The organism is Sphingobacterium sp. (assembly GCF_039596235.1).
Classification (GTDB): Bacteria; Bacteroidota; Bacteroidia; order Sphingobacteriales; family Sphingobacteriaceae; genus Sphingobacterium.
On sequence record NZ_JBCNKE010000005.1, the window covers coordinates 248,836 to 273,288 of the forward strand.

25 protein-coding genes are annotated in these 24,453 nt (G+C 34.7%); all 25 read left to right on the plus strand.

The features are described from left to right. Positions 1-8: 8 nt before the first annotated feature. On the plus strand, positions 9-1,517 hold the full coding sequence (locus ABDW32_RS12960; protein ID WP_343563014.1) for an oligosaccharide flippase family protein: 1,509 nt from the start codon (positions 9-11) through the stop codon (positions 1,515-1,517). Between the two features lie 12 nt (positions 1,518-1,529). Then, the gene (locus ABDW32_RS12965; RefSeq protein WP_343563016.1) at positions 1,530-2,492 is read left to right on the plus strand and encodes a hypothetical protein; all 963 of its coding nucleotides are present in this window, start codon (positions 1,530-1,532) and stop codon (positions 2,490-2,492) included. 9 nt (positions 2,493-2,501) lie between these two features. Beyond that, positions 2,502-3,689, plus strand: a complete 1,188-nt coding sequence (locus ABDW32_RS12970; protein WP_343563018.1) for a hypothetical protein — start codon at positions 2,502-2,504, stop codon at positions 3,687-3,689. After that, on the plus strand, positions 3,673-4,512 hold the full coding sequence (locus ABDW32_RS12975; RefSeq protein WP_343563019.1) for a glycosyltransferase family 2 protein: 840 nt from the start codon (positions 3,673-3,675) through the stop codon (positions 4,510-4,512). Before ABDW32_RS12970 ends, ABDW32_RS12975 begins: the two co-directional genes overlap by 17 nt. A 173-nt stretch (positions 4,513-4,685) precedes the next feature. Continuing rightward, the gene (locus tag ABDW32_RS12980; RefSeq protein WP_343563021.1) at positions 4,686-5,807 is read left to right on the plus strand and encodes a UDP-GlcNAc--UDP-phosphate GlcNAc-1-phosphate transferase; all 1,122 of its coding nucleotides are present in this window, start codon (positions 4,686-4,688) and stop codon (positions 5,805-5,807) included. A 71-nt stretch (positions 5,808-5,878) separates the two neighbouring features. Next, positions 5,879-6,400, plus strand: coding sequence for a 3'-5' exonuclease (locus ABDW32_RS12985; RefSeq protein WP_343563023.1), 522 nt, complete (start codon positions 5,879-5,881; stop codon positions 6,398-6,400). A gap of 116 nt (positions 6,401-6,516) precedes the next feature. Beyond that, the gene (locus ABDW32_RS12990; protein ID WP_343563025.1) at positions 6,517-6,981 is read left to right on the plus strand and encodes an adenylyltransferase/cytidyltransferase family protein; all 465 of its coding nucleotides are present in this window, start codon (positions 6,517-6,519) and stop codon (positions 6,979-6,981) included. A 52-nt stretch (positions 6,982-7,033) separates the two neighbouring features. Beyond that, positions 7,034-7,456, plus strand: coding sequence for an adenylyltransferase/cytidyltransferase family protein (locus ABDW32_RS12995; protein ID WP_343563027.1), 423 nt, complete (start codon positions 7,034-7,036; stop codon positions 7,454-7,456). Positions 7,457-7,462: 6 nt separating this feature from the next. Further along, complete coding sequence (locus ABDW32_RS13000; RefSeq protein ID WP_343563028.1) at positions 7,463-8,461, plus strand: sugar phosphate nucleotidyltransferase; 999 nt, start codon at positions 7,463-7,465, stop codon at positions 8,459-8,461. A gap of 269 nt (positions 8,462-8,730) precedes the next feature. Next, complete coding sequence (locus tag ABDW32_RS13005; protein WP_343563030.1) at positions 8,731-9,204, plus strand: hypothetical protein; 474 nt, start codon at positions 8,731-8,733, stop codon at positions 9,202-9,204. Positions 9,205-9,427: 223 nt separating this feature from the next. Continuing rightward, positions 9,428-9,946 (plus strand): ArsR family transcriptional regulator, encoded by a 519-nt coding sequence (locus tag ABDW32_RS13010; RefSeq protein WP_343563032.1) that lies wholly within the window; start codon positions 9,428-9,430, stop codon positions 9,944-9,946. A gap of 12 nt (positions 9,947-9,958) precedes the next feature. Next, positions 9,959-10,927 (plus strand): SDR family oxidoreductase, encoded by a 969-nt coding sequence (locus ABDW32_RS13015; protein ID WP_343563034.1) that lies wholly within the window; start codon positions 9,959-9,961, stop codon positions 10,925-10,927. A 27-nt stretch (positions 10,928-10,954) separates the two neighbouring features. Next, on the plus strand, positions 10,955-12,241 hold the full coding sequence (locus ABDW32_RS13020; RefSeq protein WP_343563036.1) for a nucleotide sugar dehydrogenase: 1,287 nt from the start codon (positions 10,955-10,957) through the stop codon (positions 12,239-12,241). A 41-nt stretch (positions 12,242-12,282) separates the two neighbouring features. Then, positions 12,283-13,716, plus strand: coding sequence for a polysaccharide biosynthesis C-terminal domain-containing protein (locus ABDW32_RS13025; RefSeq protein ID WP_343563038.1), 1,434 nt, complete (start codon positions 12,283-12,285; stop codon positions 13,714-13,716). 5 nt (positions 13,717-13,721) lie between these two features. After that, a complete protein-coding gene (locus tag ABDW32_RS13030; RefSeq protein ID WP_343563040.1) occupies positions 13,722-14,720 on the plus strand; it encodes a polysaccharide pyruvyl transferase family protein in 999 nt (332 codons plus the stop codon). Between the two features lie 2 nt (positions 14,721-14,722). After that, positions 14,723-15,814 (plus strand): glycosyltransferase family 4 protein, encoded by a 1,092-nt coding sequence (locus ABDW32_RS13035; protein WP_343563042.1) that lies wholly within the window; start codon positions 14,723-14,725, stop codon positions 15,812-15,814. A gap of 26 nt (positions 15,815-15,840) precedes the next feature. Then, positions 15,841-16,845, plus strand: a complete 1,005-nt coding sequence (locus ABDW32_RS13040) for an EpsG family protein (protein WP_343563044.1) — start codon at positions 15,841-15,843, stop codon at positions 16,843-16,845. Between the two features lie 37 nt (positions 16,846-16,882). Next, complete coding sequence (locus tag ABDW32_RS13045; protein ID WP_343563046.1) at positions 16,883-17,926, plus strand: right-handed parallel beta-helix repeat-containing protein; 1,044 nt, start codon at positions 16,883-16,885, stop codon at positions 17,924-17,926. 162 nt (positions 17,927-18,088) lie between these two features. Then, a complete protein-coding gene (locus ABDW32_RS13050; protein ID WP_343563048.1) occupies positions 18,089-18,604 on the plus strand; it encodes an acyltransferase in 516 nt (171 codons plus the stop codon). Further along, complete coding sequence (locus tag ABDW32_RS13055) at positions 18,579-19,664, plus strand: glycosyltransferase (RefSeq protein ID WP_343563050.1); 1,086 nt, start codon at positions 18,579-18,581, stop codon at positions 19,662-19,664. Before ABDW32_RS13050 ends, ABDW32_RS13055 begins: the two co-directional genes overlap by 26 nt. Continuing rightward, entirely contained in the window at positions 19,661-20,755 is a 1,095-nt protein-coding gene (locus tag ABDW32_RS13060; RefSeq protein WP_343563052.1) for a glycosyltransferase, read from the plus strand. Before ABDW32_RS13055 ends, ABDW32_RS13060 begins: the two co-directional genes overlap by 4 nt. A 109-nt stretch (positions 20,756-20,864) precedes the next feature. Beyond that, positions 20,865-22,073 carry a glycosyltransferase family 4 protein gene (locus ABDW32_RS13065; RefSeq protein WP_343563054.1) on the plus strand — a complete coding sequence of 403 codons (1,209 nt, stop codon included), beginning with the start codon at positions 20,865-20,867 and terminating at the stop codon, positions 22,071-22,073. Beyond that, a complete protein-coding gene (locus tag ABDW32_RS13070) occupies positions 22,066-22,671 on the plus strand; it encodes a sugar transferase (protein WP_343563056.1) in 606 nt (201 codons plus the stop codon). Before ABDW32_RS13065 ends, ABDW32_RS13070 begins: the two co-directional genes overlap by 8 nt. A 10-nt stretch (positions 22,672-22,681) precedes the next feature. Next, positions 22,682-23,269, plus strand: coding sequence for an acetyltransferase (locus ABDW32_RS13075; protein WP_343563058.1), 588 nt, complete (start codon positions 22,682-22,684; stop codon positions 23,267-23,269). A 17-nt stretch (positions 23,270-23,286) separates the two neighbouring features. After that, entirely contained in the window at positions 23,287-24,423 is a 1,137-nt protein-coding gene (locus ABDW32_RS13080; RefSeq protein ID WP_343563060.1) for a DegT/DnrJ/EryC1/StrS family aminotransferase, read from the plus strand. The last annotated feature ends 30 nt before the right edge of the window (positions 24,424-24,453 follow it).

Below are 24,453 nucleotides of genomic sequence, written 5' to 3' on the forward strand. Positions count from 1 at the left end.
TAAATTACATGAAGATATACCTTTGGCAGGGGATATCTATGGTTTTAAATTTTCTTTCCATGTTTGTGGTAGTCCCTTTTCTATCGTCAAACCCGCAGCTTTATGGGGTCTATACGATTTGTATATCCACCTCAATTTTTTTGGCTTATGCAGATCTGGGTTTTATAAATGCAGGACAGAAGTATGCTGCAGAATATTTTTCTCAAGATAATAGAACGGAAGAAATTAAAGTCATTGGTTTTTCTAGTTTTATCCTATTTCTATTTTTGCTGTTATTTGTGATAGGTTTTGCCTTATTGAGCCTAAAGCCTGAGTTGTTGATTAGCGGATTGGATGATACTATGAGTTATAATACGGCCTCATCACTATTGCTCATATTGGCCCTATCGACACCATTGACTCTACTTCAGCGTATGCTCCAAATGATCTGTGGTATTCGTCTTGCGGATTACATTGTCCAACGTACTAATACATTAGCTAGTATTATTAAAATTAGTGCGGTATTTTGGTTTTTTAGATCAGGCCATTACGATATCGTTGGCTATTTTCTATTTACCCAAATTATTACCTTGCTAACGCTATTAATTACAATGTATGTTGTAAGAAAGCAATTTAGCTATAATTTTATTGCTCTATTCAGATCATTTCGATTTAGTCGGGAGGTCTTTACAAAAACGAAGAGTTTAGCCTTCACAAGTCTTTTTATGACGTTTTCCTGGATATTGTATTATGAACTTGACTCCGTAGTCATAGGTAAAATTTTTGGTGCAGAGAAGGTTGCAATTTATGCCATTGGATTAACATTGCTTAGCTTTAGCAGGAGTATATTTGGCATTCTTTTTTCGCCCTTTAATGCACGATTTAATCATTTTATTGGAAAAGACGATGAAAAAGGCCTACGTTCGTTCTATCTTCAGGTGACATCGCTATTTGCTCCCGTCGTCATACCGCCAATTCTGGCTGTATGTATAATGGCTGGCCCTTTAGTTTTATCATGGGTGGGTGGGAGTTATAAGGAATCTATCCTTATCGCTCAATATCTAATTTTATGTAATCTGTTGGCGTTTATTTCTTACCCAACTGGTATTTTGCTGATGGCTAAAGAGCAGATAAAGAAGATGTACCTGATCAATACATTATTGCCTTTTATTTTTTGGTTGGGAATTGGTGCATCAATACATTACTTTGGGCTTCAGTCCTTTGCTTTGTTTAAATTAGTTGCTTTTTTTATCGGGGGAATCACCTATTATTATTTTATGCTTAATTATCTGAAAATCTCATTTGTAGCTTCATTCAGAATAATTTTCAAACCATTGCTGATTCCCTGCGGTTTTATTTTGGTTACTGCACTCTCATTGTTACCTTATATGCAGACGATGGAAAAGTCCAAAACCAATTTATTGCTTGTCGCTGCAGTTGTGAGCGGTCTCATTATCATTGCTTTTATTCTGCAATATACAGCATCGAAGGCTATACGGGATAGGGCAAAACAAATTATTAAGCAAGTGCGAACTTAACCTATAGATGCTATGCAGATTGATTTAAAAAATAAAAATATTCTTTTTATAGCCCCCATTTTTTATAATTATCATGAAATTATTAAAGCTGAATTAGAACGCCGCGGTGCTAAAGTTTATTTTGCGCCCGAGCGCGACTATACGTTTAGATTCACTCTTATAAATAATTTTTTCTCCAATAAACTCGAACAGCTACAAGCAAAACATTATAGGGCTATATTGAGACAATTTGAGTCTATCGAATTTGATTATTTGTTTGTCATCAAAGGTTTTAAACTATCGGCGGAATTTGTGGATTTGTTCACGGAGCGATATCCGGCTGCAATTAAGATTATGCATCAATGGGATTCTGATAAGAATAACCCCTTTTCGCATTTGTTGGACAAATTTGATCGTGTATGCTCTTTCGATTATGAAGATTTAGCGAAATATCCAAGTCTGGTATATCTTCCAAATTTCTATTTAGAGGATATTCACATAAAGACTGATTGTGAATATCAATATGATATTCTTTTTCTGGTATCATATTTACCGGAACGGTATCAGATAATGAATAAATTAAAAGCGTTTGCAGATCGGCACAATCTTAAATTAAAAGCAGTTCTTATCATGCCTTTTACGACTTATGTAAAAGACTTGTTTAAGGGAAAGCATTATGATAGGAATATAATCAGGTTTTCTCCGCTCAGTCGAGCTGATTACCTAGCGTTATTTTGGCAATCCAGGATGATATTCGATATGGGCAGTTCGTCGCAGACAGGTATGTCCCAAAGAACTGTTGAAACCATTGAAAGTGGAAAGAAATTGCTTACTAACAATCCATATGTCAAGCAAGATGTCATATTCAATAAAGACCAAATTTTTGTAACTTCGGGAGAGTTTTCTGAGGAAATCTTGGGTTTTATGAACAGTCCGTTTGTGCCAAAACCAACAGGATATTCGCTTGATATGTGGATTAATAAACTATTTGGTTGATATTTAATTGTGAGAAATTCAATTATTGCCATTATTGCATACTTTTTAATACTCCACGTTATTTTACCTGGGGGGTATTATTTATATAATGGATTTAGGCCAATATATTCGGATTTTGAAGATTTGGATGCGTTGTTAAAGGCCGTTTGTATAATTGTTATACCGTTGGTTATTTCCGCTATCATTTTATGTTTTTTACCAAAACGTGATGAAATTATAGCTCCTAATATTGAAGGAAGGCCAGTTACATTTATTTTCTATTTTTCTGTTTTGCTCAAACTCGGGATAGTTTATGCGACTGGAGGGTTTGCCGCAGCAGTTACAGGTGAGTTAAATGGTACCTTTGTTAATTATCTCTCCATTTTCTTTAATCCTTTTACATTGCTATTGGCGATGCTCTTCACGCAGAAAAAAAAATCCAACATTATATTAGCAGTTGTATTTTATGTTCTTTCTGTTACATTATCGGGTAGTCGAAGCGGTATAATAAGTATATTTTTCGTCTTTTTTATAGGGTTTTCCTTTGTGATATTCAAAGACTATAAGAAGAAGTTATTTGTTTTCTTAAAATACGGAATTCTTGTTGCACCTATAATTTTTGTACTTGCAACGCGCATGCGGGATAATGAATATGACATAAGTATAGATTTTTTGCTAGATCAGATTTTTGGCCGGATGTCTACTTTGGAAACCTCAATGCTTCCTATTCACTATCTCGATAATAACCTGGAGCTTGAAACTTTTTATGATAAGTTTAGCATGTGGCATCAACTGAAATTGAGTATAGATGCAATTTTACCTGGACAAATTTTCGAATTTGATGTCATGCCTAATAATTATTATCGACATATTTTTTTGGGTTATGAAAAAGAATTTGTTGTAGAGAATTATATGTCGATTAATTTGACACTTCCCGTTTATTTGTACATGAAGTATCAGTACTTTGCAATCCCGCTAACAATACTATACATGTTGGGATTTTATTGGCTGATTCTTGCTTTTAGAAAATATCCTTTGGCAATCATCGTATTGCTGGGAGTTTTTTATAATCTCATCTATTTCTTTGACTGGGTTATGGTATTTATGCAATTTTATACGAGTTTATTGACAATAATTACTTTAAAAGGCTATTTGCTAGTCCTGGAAGCATTTAAAATTGATTTTAAGAGGATAAAAGATAATGAAGTTACAGATTAGTTTGGTTGTATCTACTTATGGGAGGTATAGGGAGGTCGAGTTATTATTAGAGAGCCTTGATAGACAGGATTGCGAAAAAACCGTTTATGAGGTTATTATCGTTGATCAGAATGATAAAATTGACCTTGCTCCTCTTGTTACAGCTTTCAAAGAAAAATTGCAGATAGTGTATTACAAAACATCAGAGAAAGGACTTTCCAAAGCTAAAAATAAAGGAATAGAACTGGCTAGGGGCGCTATAATTACTTTTCCTGATGACGACTGCATGTTTTATCCGGATACCATCACAAGCGCGCTTACGTTTTTTGAAAAGAATCCCCATGTGGACATAATGTATGGGAGCGTCTATGATAGAAAAACAAACAAAGGCATCATGCGAAATTGGTCCAAATCGGAACTCCAGTTAAATTTATTCAATTTTAGCTTGAATTATTCAGCAATCAGTTGCTTTACTAGGATTCGAATGAAGTTCAATGAAGATTTCGGGGTTGGATCAAAAATTGCCTGCGGAGAAGAGCTAGATTATGCTATTCGTTCTATTAGAATGAAGTATGTAGTCATTTATTCTCCAAATACGCAGGTATGGCATCCCGAACTTAATGTGATGACTATGGACAAAAAGAAAGCTTTCAGCTATGCTTATGGATATGGTGCCATTATGCGGAAAAATTTAAATTTAACGCTATTGATTATATTTTTAAGTTCAATGGGATATCAGATTGTGCGTTTTGTTTTATATTTTTTTACTGATAATCGCCTTAAATTTTTGAATGCTATAAATGGTCGATTTAGAGGTTTTTTTGGGCTTCCCCAGTCCTCATAAAATGCAAATTGAGGAGTAGAAATAGCGGAGGAAATCTTAAATTGAAGATTACGTTCTTCCTCAGAAAAAAAATATTTTCTTAATGTAGCGAAAATAGTATGGTTAACGTTTGTTAAATAAAACTTAATATTATTATATTTGCATGGCTTTATTTGACTGACTAAATACATTTTATGATCTATATTTTTACCCTAATATTTCTTTTTGCATTAGAGTTTCTTTATTTAAACATTGCGAACCGTTTTAATATAATCGATAAGCCTAATGAGCGTTCTTCCCATACTAAGGTTACGATTCGAGGCGCAGGGATTATTTTTTATGTCGCTGCGATGATATATTTTGTAAGAAATGATTTTGAATATCCTTGGTTTTTTCTTGGTCTTACGCTTTTAACGTATATTTCATTCTTAGATGACATTCGAGGCGTAAACCCAACAGCAAGATTAACAGTTCATTTGGCGTCAGTTTTATTGATGGTCTACGAATTTGGTGTATTCAATTATCCTTGGTATTATCTAGTTCTGGCTTTTGTGTTCAGCATTGGTGTCATCAACGCCTATAATTTTATGGATGGTATTAATGGAATGACGGCTTTTTGTACAATGGTGATGGGCGGCCTTTTACTTTACGTTAACACCAAAATAAATTATATAGAACAAGATTTTCTCATCTATACTTTACTCGGGGTTGTAGTTTTTGGATTCTTCAATTTCCGTAAAAAGGCGGCTTGTTTTGCAGGGGATGTTGGGCCTGCAGTACTCTCCTTTATGCTATTGTTTGCCTTGGGCAAGCTGATCTTAAAAACGGGAGATTTTACCTACCTTCTTTTCCTAGGCGTATATGGAATTGAAATCGGCTGGTCAGTGGCGCGTCGTGTCTATCAGGGATATCATATTTTTGAACCGCACCGTACATTTTTACTACACATGTTAAGCAATGAAGTTGGCCATAGCAGCTTGTTAGTATCCACTGCATACGGTCTTGTTCAATTGTTGCTTGGGATGTCAGTAATTTATATTGTCCAATTTGATGCTTCAGTACAATGGTCATTTGCGGTTGCTGTATTATCTGTGCTGAGTGCATTTTATCTTATTCTAAAACAGTATATCTTTCATAATTATCATATCAAAGGTGAAGTGGAACATGCGATCCGTCGTCAACGGATCCGTATGGTCAAAGCGTGGAAAAACAAACGAGTACAGTTGGCCCCAGAGGTGAGATTAACTGAGGAAGTAAAAATTATTGAAATGCCCAGAAAAGATAAACGGGAAGAATTATTGCACACGGGAGTTTGATAGCGTCTCCTTGCAGCTTTGGGTAAAATAAAAATTTAGTAATTTTACCTGGATTTTCAGAAGGAGCAAATATGCAATCAGGATTAAGTTTTACCGCAATAGATTTCGAGACAGCTACGGCTAACCAAAATTCCGCCTGTGCCATTGGCCTTGTGGTGGTTGATCAGGGCGTTATCGTCGAAGAATTTTATTCGCTTATTCAGCCTCCTCATAACCAATATATGTGGCAGACAACACGTGTTCATGGCATTAAGCCAAGGGATACAGCAGAAGCTCCAACCTTTAAAGAATTATTCCCGCGTATTTTTCCACTGATCAATAACCGGATTATGGTTGCCCATAATGAATTATTTGACCGCGGTGTTTTGCGTAAGACCATGAATTATTATAATCTACCTTATGATAGTTTGGGGTTAATGGATAAATGGGAATGTACCTTCAAAATTTATCAAGAAAAAGGTTTCAAGCCTGCTCGATTGAATGCCTGTTGTGAAGTATTGGGAATTGAATTGAATCACCATGAGGCACTTTCCGATGCGCGGGCTTGTGCTAATTTGTATCTGAGGCATGCTGATGTCCCTTCTTTGGCATGATATTTACGTAAAATTATAAAAGAACAAAAGATGGTTTTCTATTGTTCTTATTATAAATTTTATCTTTGATTGATAAAATAGGTGTTTCTTATTGTTACTTTAAATTTATTGCAATTATGATAACTATTCCAGCCAAGAATATGCGTATTGGTATTACCTTTAGTGCATTTGATTTGCTGCACGCCGGACATATCAAAATGCTTGAAGATGCTAAGCGTCAGTGCGATTTTCTGATCTGTGGTTTGCAGACCGATCCGACCTTAGACCGACCGGAGAAAAATAAGCCAGCACAGACAGTAGTAGAACGTTATATTCAGCTGAAAGGATGCAAATATGTAGACCAAATAGTACCTTACGCAACAGAACAGGACCTTGAAGATATCCTCCGGTCTTTTAAAGTCGATGTGCGTATTGTTGGTGACGAATATCGGGAGAAGAATTTTACTGGTCGATCTTATTGTGAGGAGAAAGGAATTGAATTGTATTTCAATAGCCGTGATCATCGGTTCTCAAGTTCTGGCTTACGAAAGATTGTCGCGGATGCCAGTTCAAGTGAAGAAACAGTTTTAAAATCTATTTAGGCAGATGAAGCGAGCCTTAGAGCTCCCTTTAGCCATTAAAAAAAATAATTAGATGAAGATAGGAATTACCTTCGGTGTATTCGACCTATTGCACGCGGGTCATATTATGATGCTGGAAGAAGCTAAGCGGCACTGTGATTATCTGATTGTAGGACTTAATACTGACCCCTCGGAGGTCTTTCCGGAGAAAGCCAAACCTACACAGACTATTGTTGAGCGTTATATCCAATTGGAAGGCTGCCGCTATGTGGATGAGATTATCCCTTATGAGACCGAGCAAGATCTGATTGATATGATCAAAGCACTACCTATCCAGATGCGTATTATTGGTGAGGAATATCGGGATACAGATTTTACGGGAAGATCCTATTGTGTAGAGGAAAATATAGAAATCTACTATAACAAACGTACACATCGTTTTTCAAGTGAGGGCTTACGTAAGGTTGTTGCTGATAAAGAAGCGAGGAAAAAATAATAAGTAATGAGTAATATTATCCATGTTGTATTGACTGGTGGGGTAGGCAGTCGCCTTTGGCCCTTATCACGTAAAAGCTATCCCAAACAATACCTTTCTTTGTTTAAAGACGGTTCATTATTCGAGATGACCATAAAACGCAACCAGGCACTCTGCGGTCAGGTTATTGTCGTTGGCAATTGCGACAATCATGCGCTGAGCCGGGAAGTAATGGAAAACAACAAAGTAGACTATATCGATATCGTGGAAGCCACACCACGCAATACTGCAGCGGCAATTGCCTTTGCAGCCTTTGCGGCTCAACCTGATGATATTCTTATCGTCACGCCATCGGACCATGTTATTGTGGGTGACGAGGCCTATGCAAAGGCGATTAAATCCGGCATCGAAAAAGCAAATAAAGGTTATATCGTTACGTTTGGGATACAGCCTACGAGGCCCGAGACCGGTTACGGATATATCGAATACAAAGATGACAAGGTTTTATCATTCCGTGAGAAACCGAATCAGGATACCGCCGAGGATTTTATTGAGCGGGGCAATTTCCTATGGAATTCAGGAATGTTCTGTTTCCGCGCAGATACTTTTCTAAGCGAGTTGCAGAATTTTGAGCCCAAGGTCTATGCAACTGCATTTAATGCCTGGCAGCATCGTCAGGAAGGAAAACTTGATTTACAGCTTTCCAAAGAGATTCCATCGATTTCCATTGATTATGCTGTTATGGAACGATCGAAGAAAATTCGCGTCGTTGCGACGAGTTTTCAATGGTCTGATCTAGGCTCGTTTGAATCCATGTACGACTATCTCAAACAAACTGGGCACCCTGTCGATGAAAATGGAAATATGGTCATCGGTACAGATGTCTATACGGCTTTTGTAGGTTTAAAAGATAGTATCTTAGTACATACTAAAGACGCTATTCTTGTTTTGCAAAAGGAAAAATCGCAGGATGTCAAAAAAATATACAACACCTTAGAACGCCATCAGTCCAAACTGATTGATTAGTTGATAAAGAAATTATGGAGCCTGATTATTAATCAGGCTCTTTTGTTTGGAGATTATCGGCGCTATTCAATATTGTCTCCTTCCAGCGGGTTGTTAACAGAAAATTAATGTGCACATGCTACTCTTTGTTAGCTCATTTGCAATTGTCCCTGATTTGTCCCTATTTATTTAATGTTGAATTAATAACAATATAAGATATTTGGTTAGTATTTGATCGCGCCTTTGTGTGTGCAACATTTTAGTCATTTAATTTTAACCAACATATTGATATGATAACCATAGTTTTACCTGTTTTTTTATTTTTAGTCGGATATTATTTTTGGCGGAGCAAGCAACAGAAACAACGGTTCAATAGAAGCGTTGGCATAACCGTTTGCTATATGTTTCAGGAGCGCCCGGGACAATACAGCGGAGATAGAAACATCAGGAGTGGGGTATTTGTCTTTCAGGCAGAAAGGAGTGACGATCGGCTAAAAAATATTGTTATTCGAAAAGTAAAACCCTTACATGCTGGTTTGGATGTTAATCTTGAGCAAATTTTGGTTATTCCATTTGAAAGGAAAGGCAATGCCAAATCGGATGTTTCTGTTCGTTTTAAGGTCAATAGGCGGAATGCAAAGATCTATGATTTAACAGGCGGGCGGGTGTATATTTCGGGAGTGCTGAATTTTGAAGAAAGTAGATCTGAACCATTCACGGCAACTTTATCCATATCGGATCTTTATCAAAAAGCGGAGGCTTAGATCAGGTCAAATAACTCTTGTTACTTTTTTAGGCTCCTTGATATAGGGAGCCTAAATTTTATATTCATTTCTGATTGATGTTCCACGTGAATTCTTCTGTTTTAAAGGTTATTAACCAGTATTCTAAATGAGCTTTGGATAATTTTTGTAATTATTTAACAATTTATTCATTTGCATAGCTGATTTGTATTGAGTACTTTTGTTACTCATTAATGCTAAACCGATGTTGGATTCATTGATCACTTCCAAAACCCGGCTCAAACTGTTGATTAAGTTTTTCGTCTCTGCAAGCAGTCAGGGGCATTTACGTGGTCTTGCGGACGAGTTTCAGGAGTCCACAAATGCCATTCGTAAAGAACTTAACCAGCTTTCGGAAGCAGGATATTTAGAAAAGAATACATCCAAAAACAAAATTCTGTACCGAGCAAATACTTCGCACTCCTTATTTAAGCCGCTTCAAAAATTAATTCATACGTATTTGGGTATCGATGAAATCGTGGAGTATATCCTACAGAAATCAGGAGATATTCAGGAAGTTGGACTGTTGGGTGACTATGCTGCGGGAGTAGATTCTGGAGAAATAGATGTGCTAATTTTAGGTGAAAATATAAATCAGGCATATTTATTGCAGTTAGCGGACAAGGTTGGCAAAAAATTGACTAAGAAAGTAAATCTTTCTTTTGAAAAAACGGTAGATGAGCAACGTTACATTAGTTTGTATACAAATAATCCCAATATATAATACGTCAATAAAATGAGTAAAATATTAATTACCGGCGGGGCCGGATTTATAGGATCTAATCTCGTAGAGTATTTTTTAGGTAAAGGGCACCAGGTTGTTGTCTTGGACAATTTTGCAACCGGACATCGCCATAATCTTGAGCAGCACATCAATAATACAGATTTCACACTGATTGAAGGAGATATCCGTAATAATGCGGATTGTCAAAAATCAGTTGTTGGTGTAGACTATGTTTTGCATCAGGCAGCCTTGGGATCGGTGCCACGTTCGATCAAAGATCCACAGACCTCAAATGAAGTAAACGTGACCGGTTTTTTGAATATGTTAGTTGCAGCGCGCGATGCTGGTGTGAAACGTTTTATTTATGCAGCGTCGTCTTCTACCTATGGAGATTCTGAGAGCCTTCCAAAAGTTGAGGATGTCATTGGAAAGCCTTTATCCCCTTATGCGATTACCAAATATGTGAATGAGTTATACGCAGATATCTTCTCTAAAACATATGGATTAGAAACAATCGGTCTTCGCTATTTTAATGTTTTTGGTCGCCGCCAAGATCCTAATGGCGCTTATGCAGCCGTTATCCCATTATTTGTTAAGAAATTTATGAGTCATGAAAGTCCAGTGATCAATGGTACAGGAGATTACTCACGCGATTTTACTTATATTGATAACGTAATTCAGATGAATGAGCTTGCGATGACAACAGATAACGTGGATGCTGTTAATACGGTTTACAATACAGCTGTTGGTGATCGTACCACCCTGAATCAATTGGTCGGTTATCTGAAAGAGTTTTTAACTGAATATGATTCGGAAATTGCTCAAGTAGAAATTATTCACGGTCCGAATAGACAAGGGGATATTCCACATTCATTAGCTTCAATTGATAAGGCTCGCCAGTTGTTGGGCTACGAACCTACACACGTCATCCGTGAAGGGTTGAAAGAGGCCGTAAAATGGTACTGGAACAATTTGAAATAATTTAATCAGATTAAAAGCATATAAAAAATGAAAAAAATAGCTGTTATTGGGTTGGGGTATGTTGGTTTACCCTTAGCGAGATTATTTGCAACGAAGTTTCCGGTTGTTGGTTTTGATATTAATCAGAAACGTATAAATGAATTACGTTCGGGTAAAGATTTAACCTTAGAAGTTGAAGATGATATCCTAGAAGCTGTGTTGGTTGGTGAAAATCCCTTTCATACGAATGTAAATGGATTGTATTGTTCAAATCAGTTAGTCGATATCGAAGCTGCCAATTTTTATGTCGTCACTGTACCTACGCCGGTGGATAAAAATAACCGTCCAGATTTGACACCATTATATAAAGCTTCAGAAACAGTAGGTAAAGTTTTGAAAAGAGGAGATATTGTTGTTTACGAATCTACGGTATATCCTGGTGTAACTGAAGAAGAGTGTATTCCAGTTTTGGAAAAAATATCTGGATTGAAATTCAATGTAGATTTCTTTGCTGGTTATTCGCCTGAACGCATTAATCCAGGTGATAAGCAGCATACGGTGGAGAAAATATTAAAAGTAACTTCGGGGTCTACTCCTGAAATTGGCGAAGAGGTAGATGCTGTTTACAAAGAGGTTATCACTGCTGGTACACACTTGGCACCATGTATTAAGGTTGCTGAAGCAGCTAAGGTAATAGAAAACTCGCAACGTGATATCAATATTGCTTTTGTCAATGAGCTGGCCAAAATTTTTAATATTTTGAATATTGACACACATGCTGTATTGGAAGCTGCTGGTACCAAATGGAATTTTTTACCGTTTAAACCTGGCTTAGTAGGAGGGCATTGTATTGGTGTAGATCCATATTATCTCGCTCAGAAAGCTCAAGAACACGGATATCATCCGGAGATTATCTTAGCGGGCCGTCGCTTAAATGATTCAATGGGTGAATATGTTGCTTCTCAGGTTGTTAAAACGATGATCAGAAAAGGCATTAACGTAAATGGCGCTGAAGTATTAATGTTAGGCGTGACTTTTAAAGAGAATTGTCCCGATGTTCGTAATACGAAGATTGTCGACGTAATTGCAGCTTTAGAAGATTACGGTGTTACAGTGACTACTTTTGATCCTTGGGCCAATCCGGCTGAAGTTAAACATGAGTACAGAATTGAAAGTGTTACAAAGTTGCCAGATACAAAATTCGATGCACTAGTATTAGGTGTGGCTCATCGGGAGTTTTTAAATATTGATTTTGATTCTCTAAGAAAAGATTTATCAATAATATATGATGTAAAAGGGATTCTTGAAAATGCAAAATGTGAGGGTAGGTTATAAGATCTTAATATATACAGATATCTTAATTGCAAAATAGAAGTATGAAAGAAAAAAATCGTAGTCTCCTATCGTTGACATTAATATATACAATAGGGAACCTGTCTTCTAAACTAATAGGTTTTGTTTTAGTTTTCTTTACAACTTATTATCTTACTCGGGAGCAGGTTGGGCAATTTGATTTGATTCTTATATCGGTAAATCTTTTGATTCCTTTGGTATCACTCCAACTCTCGGATTCGGGGTTAAGGTGGTTATTAGGGGCAGAAAATAACGATTCTGTGATAAAAAAAACAATTACCTCAATTTGTTTTTTTTATTTTCTATCGATAGTTTTATTTTCAGTTTGTTATCAAGGGTATAACATATTTAATCCATCTCCTTATTCTGTTTATCTGAATACTCAATTAGCGTTACAGGTAGTATATATCTTATTTCAACAAACGATTAGAGGTATGGGATTTAATAGATTATATGCCTCAAATAGTATAATTAATGCCTTTTTGTATTTCGGGTTGTCAATATTATTATTAACAACTACCAGTTTAAAGGTTGAAGCACTATTAATAGCGAATATTTTCGCTTTACTTATTACTAGTATTCAACTATTTATTAGGGCAAAGATGTACAGATATATTTCTTTCAATTACTTTTCTTGGAATCATTTAAAGGAGCTATTGAGATATTCTATTCCCCTAATGCCAAACTCGCTTAGTTGGTGGGCTATGTCATCTGCTAATAGATATTTTATTTTGTTGTATATTGGCGCTTTTGCGAATGGAATTTTTGCAATTTCCTATAAGATACCTACAATAATGACTATGTTAGTAGGGATTTTTTCTTTGGCATGGCAAGAACGATCGATTTTGACTTACGAATCTGATGAAAGAGATAGATACTATTCAGGCGTATTCAAAAAATATTTGTTATTAATTTTTTCAGTATCTTTTCTTATTGTTTCTGTAAATCAGGTGTTTATAAGGGTTGCGGTGTCTGAAGAGTTTTTTGAAGCGTATCGTTATACCCCAATATTAATTCTTTCTACAATTTTTAATTCTATTGCGAGTTTCTATGGAACAGGTTTTTTGGGTGCAAAGAAAACAAAGGGACTTTTGATAAGCAGTTTAATCGGAGGGTTAAGTACAGTTTTAGTTTCGCTGATATTAATACCATATTTTGGACTTTTTGGAGCTTCTTTTTCAATACTTTTGGGATATATAGTATTGCTTTGTTTGAGAATTTACCAATCTAAGAATGTATTCAATATTGATTTTCCGTATGGAATGTTCTCTATATATGTGCTTCTATTTATTTTGATTTCGGCTATAGGATATATCGAAAACAATTATATGATTGCTTTCAATATTATATTAGCTATATGTGTTGTTGGTTTTTTAAATAGAGATTTAATAAAAACAATTCTTGCTAGTGATTTGAAAAATATAGAATTTAATAAGATTTTAAAAAATAAAGAATAATAAAAATGAAATTTGGACTTTTTACGTATAAAGATAGAAATCAACATTTTAATGTTGGTGATCATATTCAGAGCTTGGCTGCTAAACAATATTTACCCCGAGTAGATAGATTAATTGAGCGAGATTCATTAAGTTTGTTGGATTTGAATGAGGAGACAGCTGTGATTATGAATGGATGGTATACGCACGAACCAGATCATTGGCCTCCTGTAGATCTTTTGAAGCCTTTCTTTATTTCGTTCCATTTAAATTCCAGTCACGCTAATAAAGTCTTAAGTAAAAATGAAAATGTTGAATATTTAAAGAAATATTCTCCAATTGGATGTCGAGATACAGGGACAGTAAAACTATTGCAGGAGAAGGGAATTAATGCTTATTACAGTTCTTGTCTCACTACTACGTTGGATATTAACTATGCAACAGAAGAAAAAAGTGACGAAATTTTAATAGTGGACGTTTTATATAAGGACGATTTATTTACTCAATATAAAGAATATCCTAGAAAAATTTTGTCTGGAATAAAGACAGGGAAGATTTTGTCTCTTTTCAAAAGGGATAAGAAAATAAAGTCTATAATTCCTGACTCTATTTTGAAAAGAGCCAAATATGTTACGCATTCTTACGCGAACAAAGATTATAACGAAGAAGAAAGATTTGTATTGGCAGAAAATCTATTAAAAAGATATGCTAAAGCAAAGTTAGTTATCACTTCGCGGATTCATTGTGCACTCCCATGTATTGCGATGGGTACTCCTGTTGTTTTTATTTCAGGAGGAGGTTTGTCGGAAAGCAGTGAGATGTCTAGACTTAAAGGAGTAATAGAACATCTTAATGTAGTCTCCACTGAGCCGATATCATTGGATAACAGTATCTCAAAGGAGATCAACTTGCTTGATCCTAAAAAGATTGATTGGGAGAACATCAAAAATCCTAAAGGATATATTCGATATGCGGATAAGTTAAAATCCTCGTGTTTAGAGTTTGTTCAACAGATAACTGATTGATTATGAAGTTATTGTTTTTTATTAGTTCTTTGGGAGGGGGAGGGGCCGAACGGGTTATGTCTGTGGTAACTAATGAGCTTGATAGGAGGGGCTATTCTGTGACTTTAGCGATTATGGATGGGAAAGCGCCTTTTTATGAGCTAAACAAATCAATTAACGTTAAATATTTCCCTTTTAGAAAGGGAAGGAATATTTATGAGAAACTGAAAAATCGTTATAAGCTAATTTCATATATTAGACAGCTGAGTAAAGATGAGAGGCCGGATGTAATAATATCTTTTATTTATAAAATGAATACAAAAGTATTATTGGGTACACGTTTTCTCGGTATACCAATTATTGCTTCCGAACATAATACGTTGGATACGAAAATGTCAAAATATGAGTGGTTCCAGAGATTTCAGGTTTCAAGATTGGCTGATAAATTGACAATTTTAACTCAACATGATTTTGAATATTTAAAAGGAAGATTAAAAAATAAAATTATTATGCCTAATCCCTTATCTTTCAATCCTATTGAAGAGTATAACGAAGAAAGGGAAAAGGTAATTTTAGCAGTTGGATCAATCAAAAGATATTATCACAAAGGATTTGATAATCTAGTGGAAATATGGGCGCGCATAGCTGATAAATATCCTGACTGGAAATTGCAAATTGCCGGCGGGTTTGATACACAAAGTTTAAACTATTTGAAACAAATTGAGGAAGATAGAGGAATTAATAATAAAATCAATTTTCTAGGTCAGGTTAAGGATATGGCTGAGTTATTAAGAAGATCTTCAATTTTCATATTATCTTCTCGATGGGAAGGCTTTCCAATGGTTTTAGTTGAGGCTATGTCTCAAGGCTGTACGAGTATCAGCTATGATTTAGTTTCGGGACCTAACGAGATGATGACCCATAATTTTGATGGTATTTTGGTGAAAAATCAACAGAAGGAGGAGATGATGAATGAACTTGTAGAGTTAATTGAAAATAGTGAAAAGCGGAAATGCTTAGCTGAAAATGCAATAAAATCAGTTAATCGCTTCTCCGTCAAAAAAATAGTAGATCGATGGGAGAAACTCTTTCAAGAGGTATTAAAAAATAGTTGAGTTACTAATAAAAAAGCAAAATCTATATGTTGGGGCTATCGAAGAATAACTTGGGGAATTTAAGATTAGATGTCAAAATTCATCCTTTAGTCAGTTTTATTGGCATTATTTTATTTTTGACTATTGGAATATTATTATCCACAAGAAATTTAGATATAGCTAAAGATGACCATAATTATCTTAGCTATTTTTATTATCGAAAATTTGAAGAAGCTGATAGTTTTCTAATCTACTTGATTGAGGAGCCACTTTGGCGATTGTACACAACTTCCATAGTTGCTGTATTCAAGCCTGAAAATGCATTAAGATTCACTTTGTTTATTAGTACCTTAATGTTTTTATTTTCTGTCAATAGGGTCAATGTCAGGATGTTTATATTTGTTGCATTGATATTCATCTTACATAGCCATTTTGCGACACAGATGTATTTTAATCAAATTCGGCAGGGGTTAGCTTTATCTGTTTTTTTATTTTGTACTATTTATAATAGAAAGCCTCTACTAGGAGCTGTAATAGCAACTCTTTTCCATACATCTTTCATTTTTCCTTTAATAATTATTTTTCTAATCTCTAAGGTTAATTCTGTCAAATGGATAATCATTTATTCAATAATTGGTATTGGAATTTTATATCTAAGTGTTAACGTGTTGGGACAATTAGATATTGGGCGTCGAACTAATAGTTACTCTTTTGAAAGTAAGCTCTCTGTTAATTTTTACATTTCTATTTTTCTTCGTTATATCCCACTATTATTCCTAATGAAATTTTATGGAGATAAGGGTACTTCGAGTTTTTGGTATAAACTTTCACTGAGCTCTTTTATTATTATTGTTCCCTTTACTTTATTTTATCTAGCTGCAGGAAGATTAATGTATTATGTTAGTGTTTTTTTCTTGCTAATGATTTTGGAACAATCCAGAAGTTTGGGGGGGAAATTAGGTCTACTTTATTATATTTTATTTCTTATTGTTGATTTATTTCTTTTTGAATCAACCGTAATATCAGATTGGGGGTTAATAATAAGCTCTTGATGTTCTTTACTATTTGAAATTTAGATAAATGTAACTTATGAAAAATTTAATTTTTATTATTGTTTTTAATATAAATGCGTTGATAGCATTTAGCCAAACTCGTAATTTGCTGGATTACCTACCTGTTAATTGTGTAAAAGATGGTACAGTCGATTATACTTATTATATTCAAAAATCTTTAAATGAAAATCAAACAGTATTATTCCCTAATTTCCCTCTTCTAGTAAATGATCAGGGACTGAGATTGAGAAGCGGGCAAGATATAATTTTTCAAGACCGATCAAAACTGATATTAAAATCGAGTAAAAAAGGAAGGTATTCACTTATACATATAGTGGGTGTGAACAATATTACTTTGCGAAACGTAAGAATCGAAGGAGATCGGTATTCTCATATAGGTAGTGCTGGAGAATGGGGAATGGGGATCGAAATAAAAGATTCGAAAAATGTTACGATACTAAGTCCAGAAATTTCAAAATTTTGGGGTGATGGAATTTATATTACAGGAAGAAATACGAACAACGTGCTTGTGAATGGGGGAATTATAAAGAATAATCGTAGGAACGGCGTGTCGATTATTAGCGGTAGTAATATTCGCTTAAAAGGTATTCTAATTCAGGATACTAAAAATGGTGTTCACCCTATGTCTGCAATTGATATAGAGCCAAATTCTTTTGAAAAAGATTATTTGGGAAAAATAACTTTAGAAGATATCACATCAAGGAATAATTTAAGAGGAGTTTCAATCGTTCTTAGTAACTATCTTTCAGAGAACCCGAGTTTAATAGATATTACAGTCTCTGGATTTCGAAGTTCAGGAGACGAGGTTGGTATAAAAGTCAATCCTTTTTCTAGTAAAAAAATACGATCGAAAAAGGTGGCACAACTAAAAGGCCAGGTTCTTTTTGAGAATATTGAAATGAAGAATGTTAATCGAGATCCTGTCATGGTTATAGGAAAAAATGAAGACTATACTTTAGCTCCTAACTTTGTGTTCAGAAATATTTCGATTGATTCCAAAATTAATTTGAGTAATAAATTTAAGGGATTTAATACTAGAAAATTCAGCTTATCAAAGTAATTAGATATACCGTAGGATTCTTTTTTATAGTATAGAGTATATTTATAACATAAATATTCGCAGAAAAGGATTTTTAACCTTGGGGGGCTTTCAAGGGAAATGTCTCAATTAATTTGGAATAAATATACGTGAAGGAGAAAATTAGATTTAATTTTATATTTTATGATTTCGAGAATCAGTTTTTTATATAAGCGTTTTTTTTGGTCGGCAGAAAAATTTGCTAGAAAACAAGGTGTTAAAATTGGGAAAAATTGCTGGATAGCTACTCGTCATTTTGGTTCAGAACCCTACTTAATAGAAATTGGCGATCATGTTCAAATAACTGACGGAGTAAAGTTTTTTACTCATGGGGGGGCTTGGATTTTTAGGGATAGATACCCTGATTTGGATGTGTTTGGTAAAATTAGTATTGGAAACAATGTTTATATTGGAAATAACGTTTTACTTATGCCAGGTATTACGATCGGTAGTAACGTTGTGATAGCTGCCGGTGCAGTGGTTACTAAAAGCTTTCCAGATAATGTAGTGATTGGCTCTAATCCAGCCAAAATAATAGGTACAACTGATAAATTACTTGAAAGCTTATTGAAAAAGAACATGAAGGTGAAAGGCTTTTCTTTTGATCAGAAAAAGGCAATTCTATTAAAATCTGATGACTCAAAATTTATTAAAAAATAGAATAATATTTGTTACCCCTTCTTTAAGTGGCGGCGGAGCAGAGAAAAATTTGGTAAACATAATTAACTCTTTGGACGATAATAGCTATTCAATTAGTCTAGTGATATTTTACGGAAATGATAATTATCTGTCGTTTATTGATAGGGAATTAGATGTTTATAAATTGAATACCTCCAGTGTTAAAAATGGGGTGGTTAAATTAAAAGATGTTTTGGATAGTATTGATCCGCATATTATTTTTACTTCCGCTGAACATATTCTTTTTTTTCTTACTTTCTATAAAATTTTCAATAGAAAGTTTCAGTTAGTTTATAGACTGCCGACTCTTCCAAGTAATAAATTATATAAAGGATTGAAGGGAAAGTTTTTATCTTTTTTCACAAAATCTGCGCTAAGGCTCTGTAATTATATAATTTGTCAGACGGGAGAAATGAAAAATGAAGTTCAAAAATATTATAAAATATCGCCTAATAAGGTGCTCTTTATAAAAAATATGGTGAATGTTAAGCAAATTTTGCAGCGAGCTTCTGAATATAAACCGGAAATAGTTAAAGGTACATTTACTATCGTTGCATCAGGAAGCTTGTATTCTGCAAAAGGATTTGACTATTTGATAAAAGCAATTAAAATTGTTGTTGAGCATAAAGCAAACGTCAATGTATACATATTAGGAGAGGAGACTGTAGAGAAAGGCTATCGAGGATATTTAGAAGCTTTAATTGCCGAATTGGGGTTATGCAAATGTGTCAAACTAATGGGGTTCGTCAAGAATCCTTATCCATATTATAAGGTTGCTGATTTATTTGTTTTATCTTCCATAAAGGAAGGATTTCCAAATGTAGTATTGGAGGCATTAGTGTTGGGAACTCCCGTTGTAGCTACAGATTGTGTTAATTTCAACGGGGTTATTGACAAATCAAATGGGGTTATTGTTAAAAAAGGAGATTTTGTAGCGCTAAGCGATGCTATTTTGTCTATTAAGGAAGGATTGATGGTTGATTTCAAAGTTTCAAATTTTGACTACTCAAATTGGTTTAATAATATAATAAATTTGAAATGAGAGTTCTACAAGTGATTAACAGTTTAAGTGTGGGTGGGGCAGAGAATTTGCTTTGTGAAAGTCTCCCATTTTATGTTGACTGTAATATTGATATTGCTACCTTAACAAGTAGAAATAATGTTTTATATAATAAAGCTCAAAATAGTACAAAAGGTAAGATTTTTGAGTTGGGGAATGGTTCTGTATATAATCCTTTTGTTATTGTAAAACTTTTAAAGCTTATTAGAAATTATGACATTATACATATTCACTTATTCCCGTCTTTATATTTTGTAGTAGTAGCGAATTTACTACTATTTCGCCGACGAAAACTCATTTATACCGAGCATAGCACGAATAATAGGAGGCGATCAGGTTTTTTATTAAGAATAGTTGATAAATTTATATATAGACATATCGATGCGATTATTTCGATAGCACAAGATGTAGATAAGGAGTTAAAAGCTCATCTTGGTGCAAATTCTTTATCAAAAGTTATTCTAATAGAAAATGGAATCAATTTAGATAAGTTTATTAAAGCGGAAGCTTATCCCAAAAGTCAGTTTTTTAACGATCCTAATTCAAAGATACTTATTCAAGTATCAAGTTTTCGTTTCCCAAAAGATCAAAAGACTCTAATTCAAGCTTTAACACACTTACCGGATATTTATAAGTTGATCTTGGTCGGAACTGGCCCACTACTTGAAGATAATATTGCATTTGTTAAGACCTTAGCATTGGAAAACAGAGTTCTATTTTTGGGCCTAAGGGATGATATTCCTAGATTACTAAAGACTTCTGACGTCATCGTGCTATCATCAAAATATGAAGGATTGTCTCTCTCAAGCATTGAAGGCATGGTTGTTGGCAAACCTTTTATAGCAAGTGACGTTAAAGGATTAAGAGAAATCGTGAAAGGTAATGGATTGATATTTCCTTTTGGTGATGCAAAAGAATTAGCGTATCAAATTGGAATATCTGTTAATGACTTGGAAAAAAGAGAACAAATAATTTCTACATGTTATCAGAAGGCGATCCAATATGATATTAAGAATATGGTTAAGCGATATATTGATATTTACTCGCTTTTGTCTCATTCTCGTTCTTTCTAGATAAAGAGTTGCTAGAATGGTTATCTCTGTACTATGGGAAAAGCGGGGTTATTGTTTGATTAGTAGGTTATTGACACAATAAGGGAAATATAAAAAGGAAAGCTTTTAAGTGAAAAAGATATACAAACAAAATTCGGAAGTTGCAAATAACGATATTAAAATTATTCGTATCACAACTGTTCCTATATCCTTAAAAATATTACTGAAAGGGCAGCACCATTTTATGTCAAAAAATGGGTTTAGGGTTATTGGTGTTTCTTCAAATGGGAAAGAATTGGATGAGGTAGCAAGAGACGAAGGGATATCAGTGATTCCGATAGAAATGTCTAGAAAAATCACACCGCTCAAAGATCTGAGATCTTTATGGAAAACTTATCTTTTATTTAGAAAAGAGAAACCTGCTATTGTACATAGCCATACCCCTAAAGCGGGTATTATTGGGATGCTAGCGGCTAAATTAGCAAGAGTTCCAATACGCTTACATACAGTAGCGGGGATGCCACTTATGGAGATAACTGGCGGCAAGCGGAAGCTTCTTAATTACATAGAGAGGCTAACCTATAGTGCCGCTACTCGTGTATACCCAAACTCAAAAGGATTATTAGAATTTATTCTTTCGAATAAATTTACATCTTTAAATAAATTAAAGGTAATAGGTGAGGGGTCCTCAAACGGTATTAATACATCTTTTTTTTCTAGAAATCATATTTCAAATGAACAACAAAATTCATTAAGAAATGAGTTGGGTATCTTTGACGAAGATTTCGTTTTTATATTTGTTGGCAGACTTGTAGGAGACAAAGGTATAAATGAACTTGTTAAAGCATTTTGTGAATTAAATTCTCCTTTTTCTAAATTGCTTCTTGTTGGACCATTTGAAAATGAATTGGATCCTTTGAATAAAGAAACCTTAAAGAGTATTGATGAAAATCCTAATATATTGACGGTAGGTTTTCAACAGGACGTGCGACCTTATTTCTCAATTTCTAACGTTTTAGTATTTCCGAGTTATAGAGAGGGATTTCCTAACGTAGTTATGCAAGCAGGGGCAATGGAATTACCTTCTGTAGTTTCTAATATAAATGGCTGTAACGAAATTATTATTGAGGGAGAAAATGGGCTCATAATTCCTGTTAAAAATGTAGAAGCAATCAAACAGGCAATGCAAGGATTGATATCGAATAGAGAGCTTTATACAAAAATGAAAATAAATGCACGTAAATTAATAAATATTAGGTATGAGCAGCAGGTTATTTGGAACTCTCTATTAAATGAGTATAGAAGTTTATTAAAAGAAAAAGAATTGAGCAATGTATAAACGCTTTTTTAAGAGATTGATCGATTTTGTTATCGCTTTGTTTGGCTTACTTATTTTAAGTCCCATTTTTATAATTATTACTATAGGTCTTTATTTTGCTAATAATGGTAAGCCTTTTTTTTTCCAAGCTAGGCCCGGGTTAAATGAACGAATTTTTAAAATTATTAAGTTCAAAACCATGAATGATAAGAAAGATGATAATGGGAATCTTTTATCTGATGAAGCAAGGATGACATCCATCGGCGCTTTTGTAAGAAAAACATCTCTTGATGAAATTCCGCAATTGATAAATGTCCTCAAAGGGGATATGGCTATTATTGGGCCTAGACCACTTTTGGTTCAATATTTGCCTTTATATAATGAAAAGCAAAGACGTCGCCACGAAGTTAGGCCTGGAATCACCGGTTGGGCGCAAGTTAACGGTAGAAATGCAATTTCTTGGAGTAAAAAGTTTGAATTGGATGTGTGGTATGTAGATCATGTTTCGTTTCTTACCGATTTAAATGTTTTTTTTACAACATTTAAGAAAGTATTCAAGCGAGAAGGAATTTCAGCTGATGGACATGTTACAATTGAACCCTTCAATGGTAATAATTAACTTTTGAGTCATGTATTTATTTGGAGCAAGCGGACATGGTAAGGTGATTGCGGAAATCGCAGAATGCACTGGTAACAAAATTAACGGTTTTATTGATACTGATTTAAATAAATCTACTTTACTGGGATATAGTGTGTTTCACGAAATCCCGAAAGAACATTCGAAAGCAATTGTTGCAATTGGGAATAACGAAATTAGGAAAAAGATAGTGAATGAAATTTCAACATTCACATATTCAAAACTTATCCATCCTAGTGCAAATATTTCTAATAGAAGTATACTAGGAAATGGATCAGTGGTGATGGCTGGAGCAACAGTCAATACGGATGTAAAAATTGGTGAACATTGCATTATTAACACTAACGCTTCCGTGGATCATGATTGCATAATTGAAGACTTTGTACATTTATCACCTAATGTGGCGTTAGCTGGTAATGTTTATATAGGAGAGGGAACGCATGTTGGGATTGGTGCTTGTATAATCCAGGGAATAAAAATTGGAAAATGGGTTAAGATAGGTGCAGGAACTGTAATTATCAGAGATATACCAGATGGATGTACAGTTGTGGGTAATCCAGGAAGAATAATAAAAAGATAACAATAAATTTAATAGCGATGTCAGATAAAATATGGCTCTCCTCTCCTCATATGGGGGGAAATGAATTAAAATACATTCATGAAGCATTTGAAAATAACTGGGTTGCACCATTGGGGCCAAATGTCAATGGCTTTGAAGATGATTTAGAGAAATTCCTAAATTCGGACGTTCAGATCGCTGCACTTTCAGCGGGAACCGCAGCATTACATTTAGCATTGATAGAATGTGGAGTTGGGTATGGTGATGAAGTGATTTGTCAGTCAATGACATTTTCTGCATCAGCTAACCCAATTGCTTATCAAGGAGCGGTTCCTGTGTTTGTAGATTCGGAAATCGAGACCTGGAATATGTGTCCTCGAGCTTTGAGAGAAGCAATAAAAGATCGTTTTGCCAAGGGCAAAAAACCTAAGGCTATTATAGTTGTGCATCTGTACGGCATGCCCGCAAAAATGGATGAGATTCTTGCTGTGGCAAAAGAATTTGATATCCCGGTAATAGAGGATGCCGCTGAAGCTTTGGGATCGTCTTACAAAGGAAGGCATTGCGGTACTTTTGGCCGTTTTGGTGTTCTAAGTTTCAACGGTAATAAAATTATAACTACATCTGGTGGCGGAGCCTTAGTTTGCCATAACCGAGAAGATAAAGATAAAGCGGTATTTCTATCTACTCAAGCACGTGATAATGCACCTCATTACCAACATTCCCATATCGGATATAATTATAGGATGTCTAATATCTGTGCGGGTATAGGAAGGGGGCAGATGGAAGTTTTGACCAACCGTATTGAAGCGCGCCGTGCAATGACGAAGTTCTATCTTGAGCTATTTGAAAGTATTGACGGTGTTAAGGTTTTCACAGAACCTAATTCAGATTTTTACTCTAATCATTGGTTAGCAGCAATTATTGTGGACGAGCGAATTACAGGTATTTCGCGCGAAGATTTGCGCCTTGCTTTGTTAGAAGATAATATCGAATCACGCCCATTATGGAAGCCGATGCACTTGCAGCCAATATTTGCGAATACACCATATTATGGAACCAATATTGCTGAAATGTTATTTGATAAAGGCCTCTGTTTGCCTTCCGGTTCAAATTTGACGGAGAGTGAAAGGGAACGTATTCGCATTAAAATACAACAAGTCTTTACAAAATAAAGTAAAAGGTCTCTTACATTCTAAGGGACC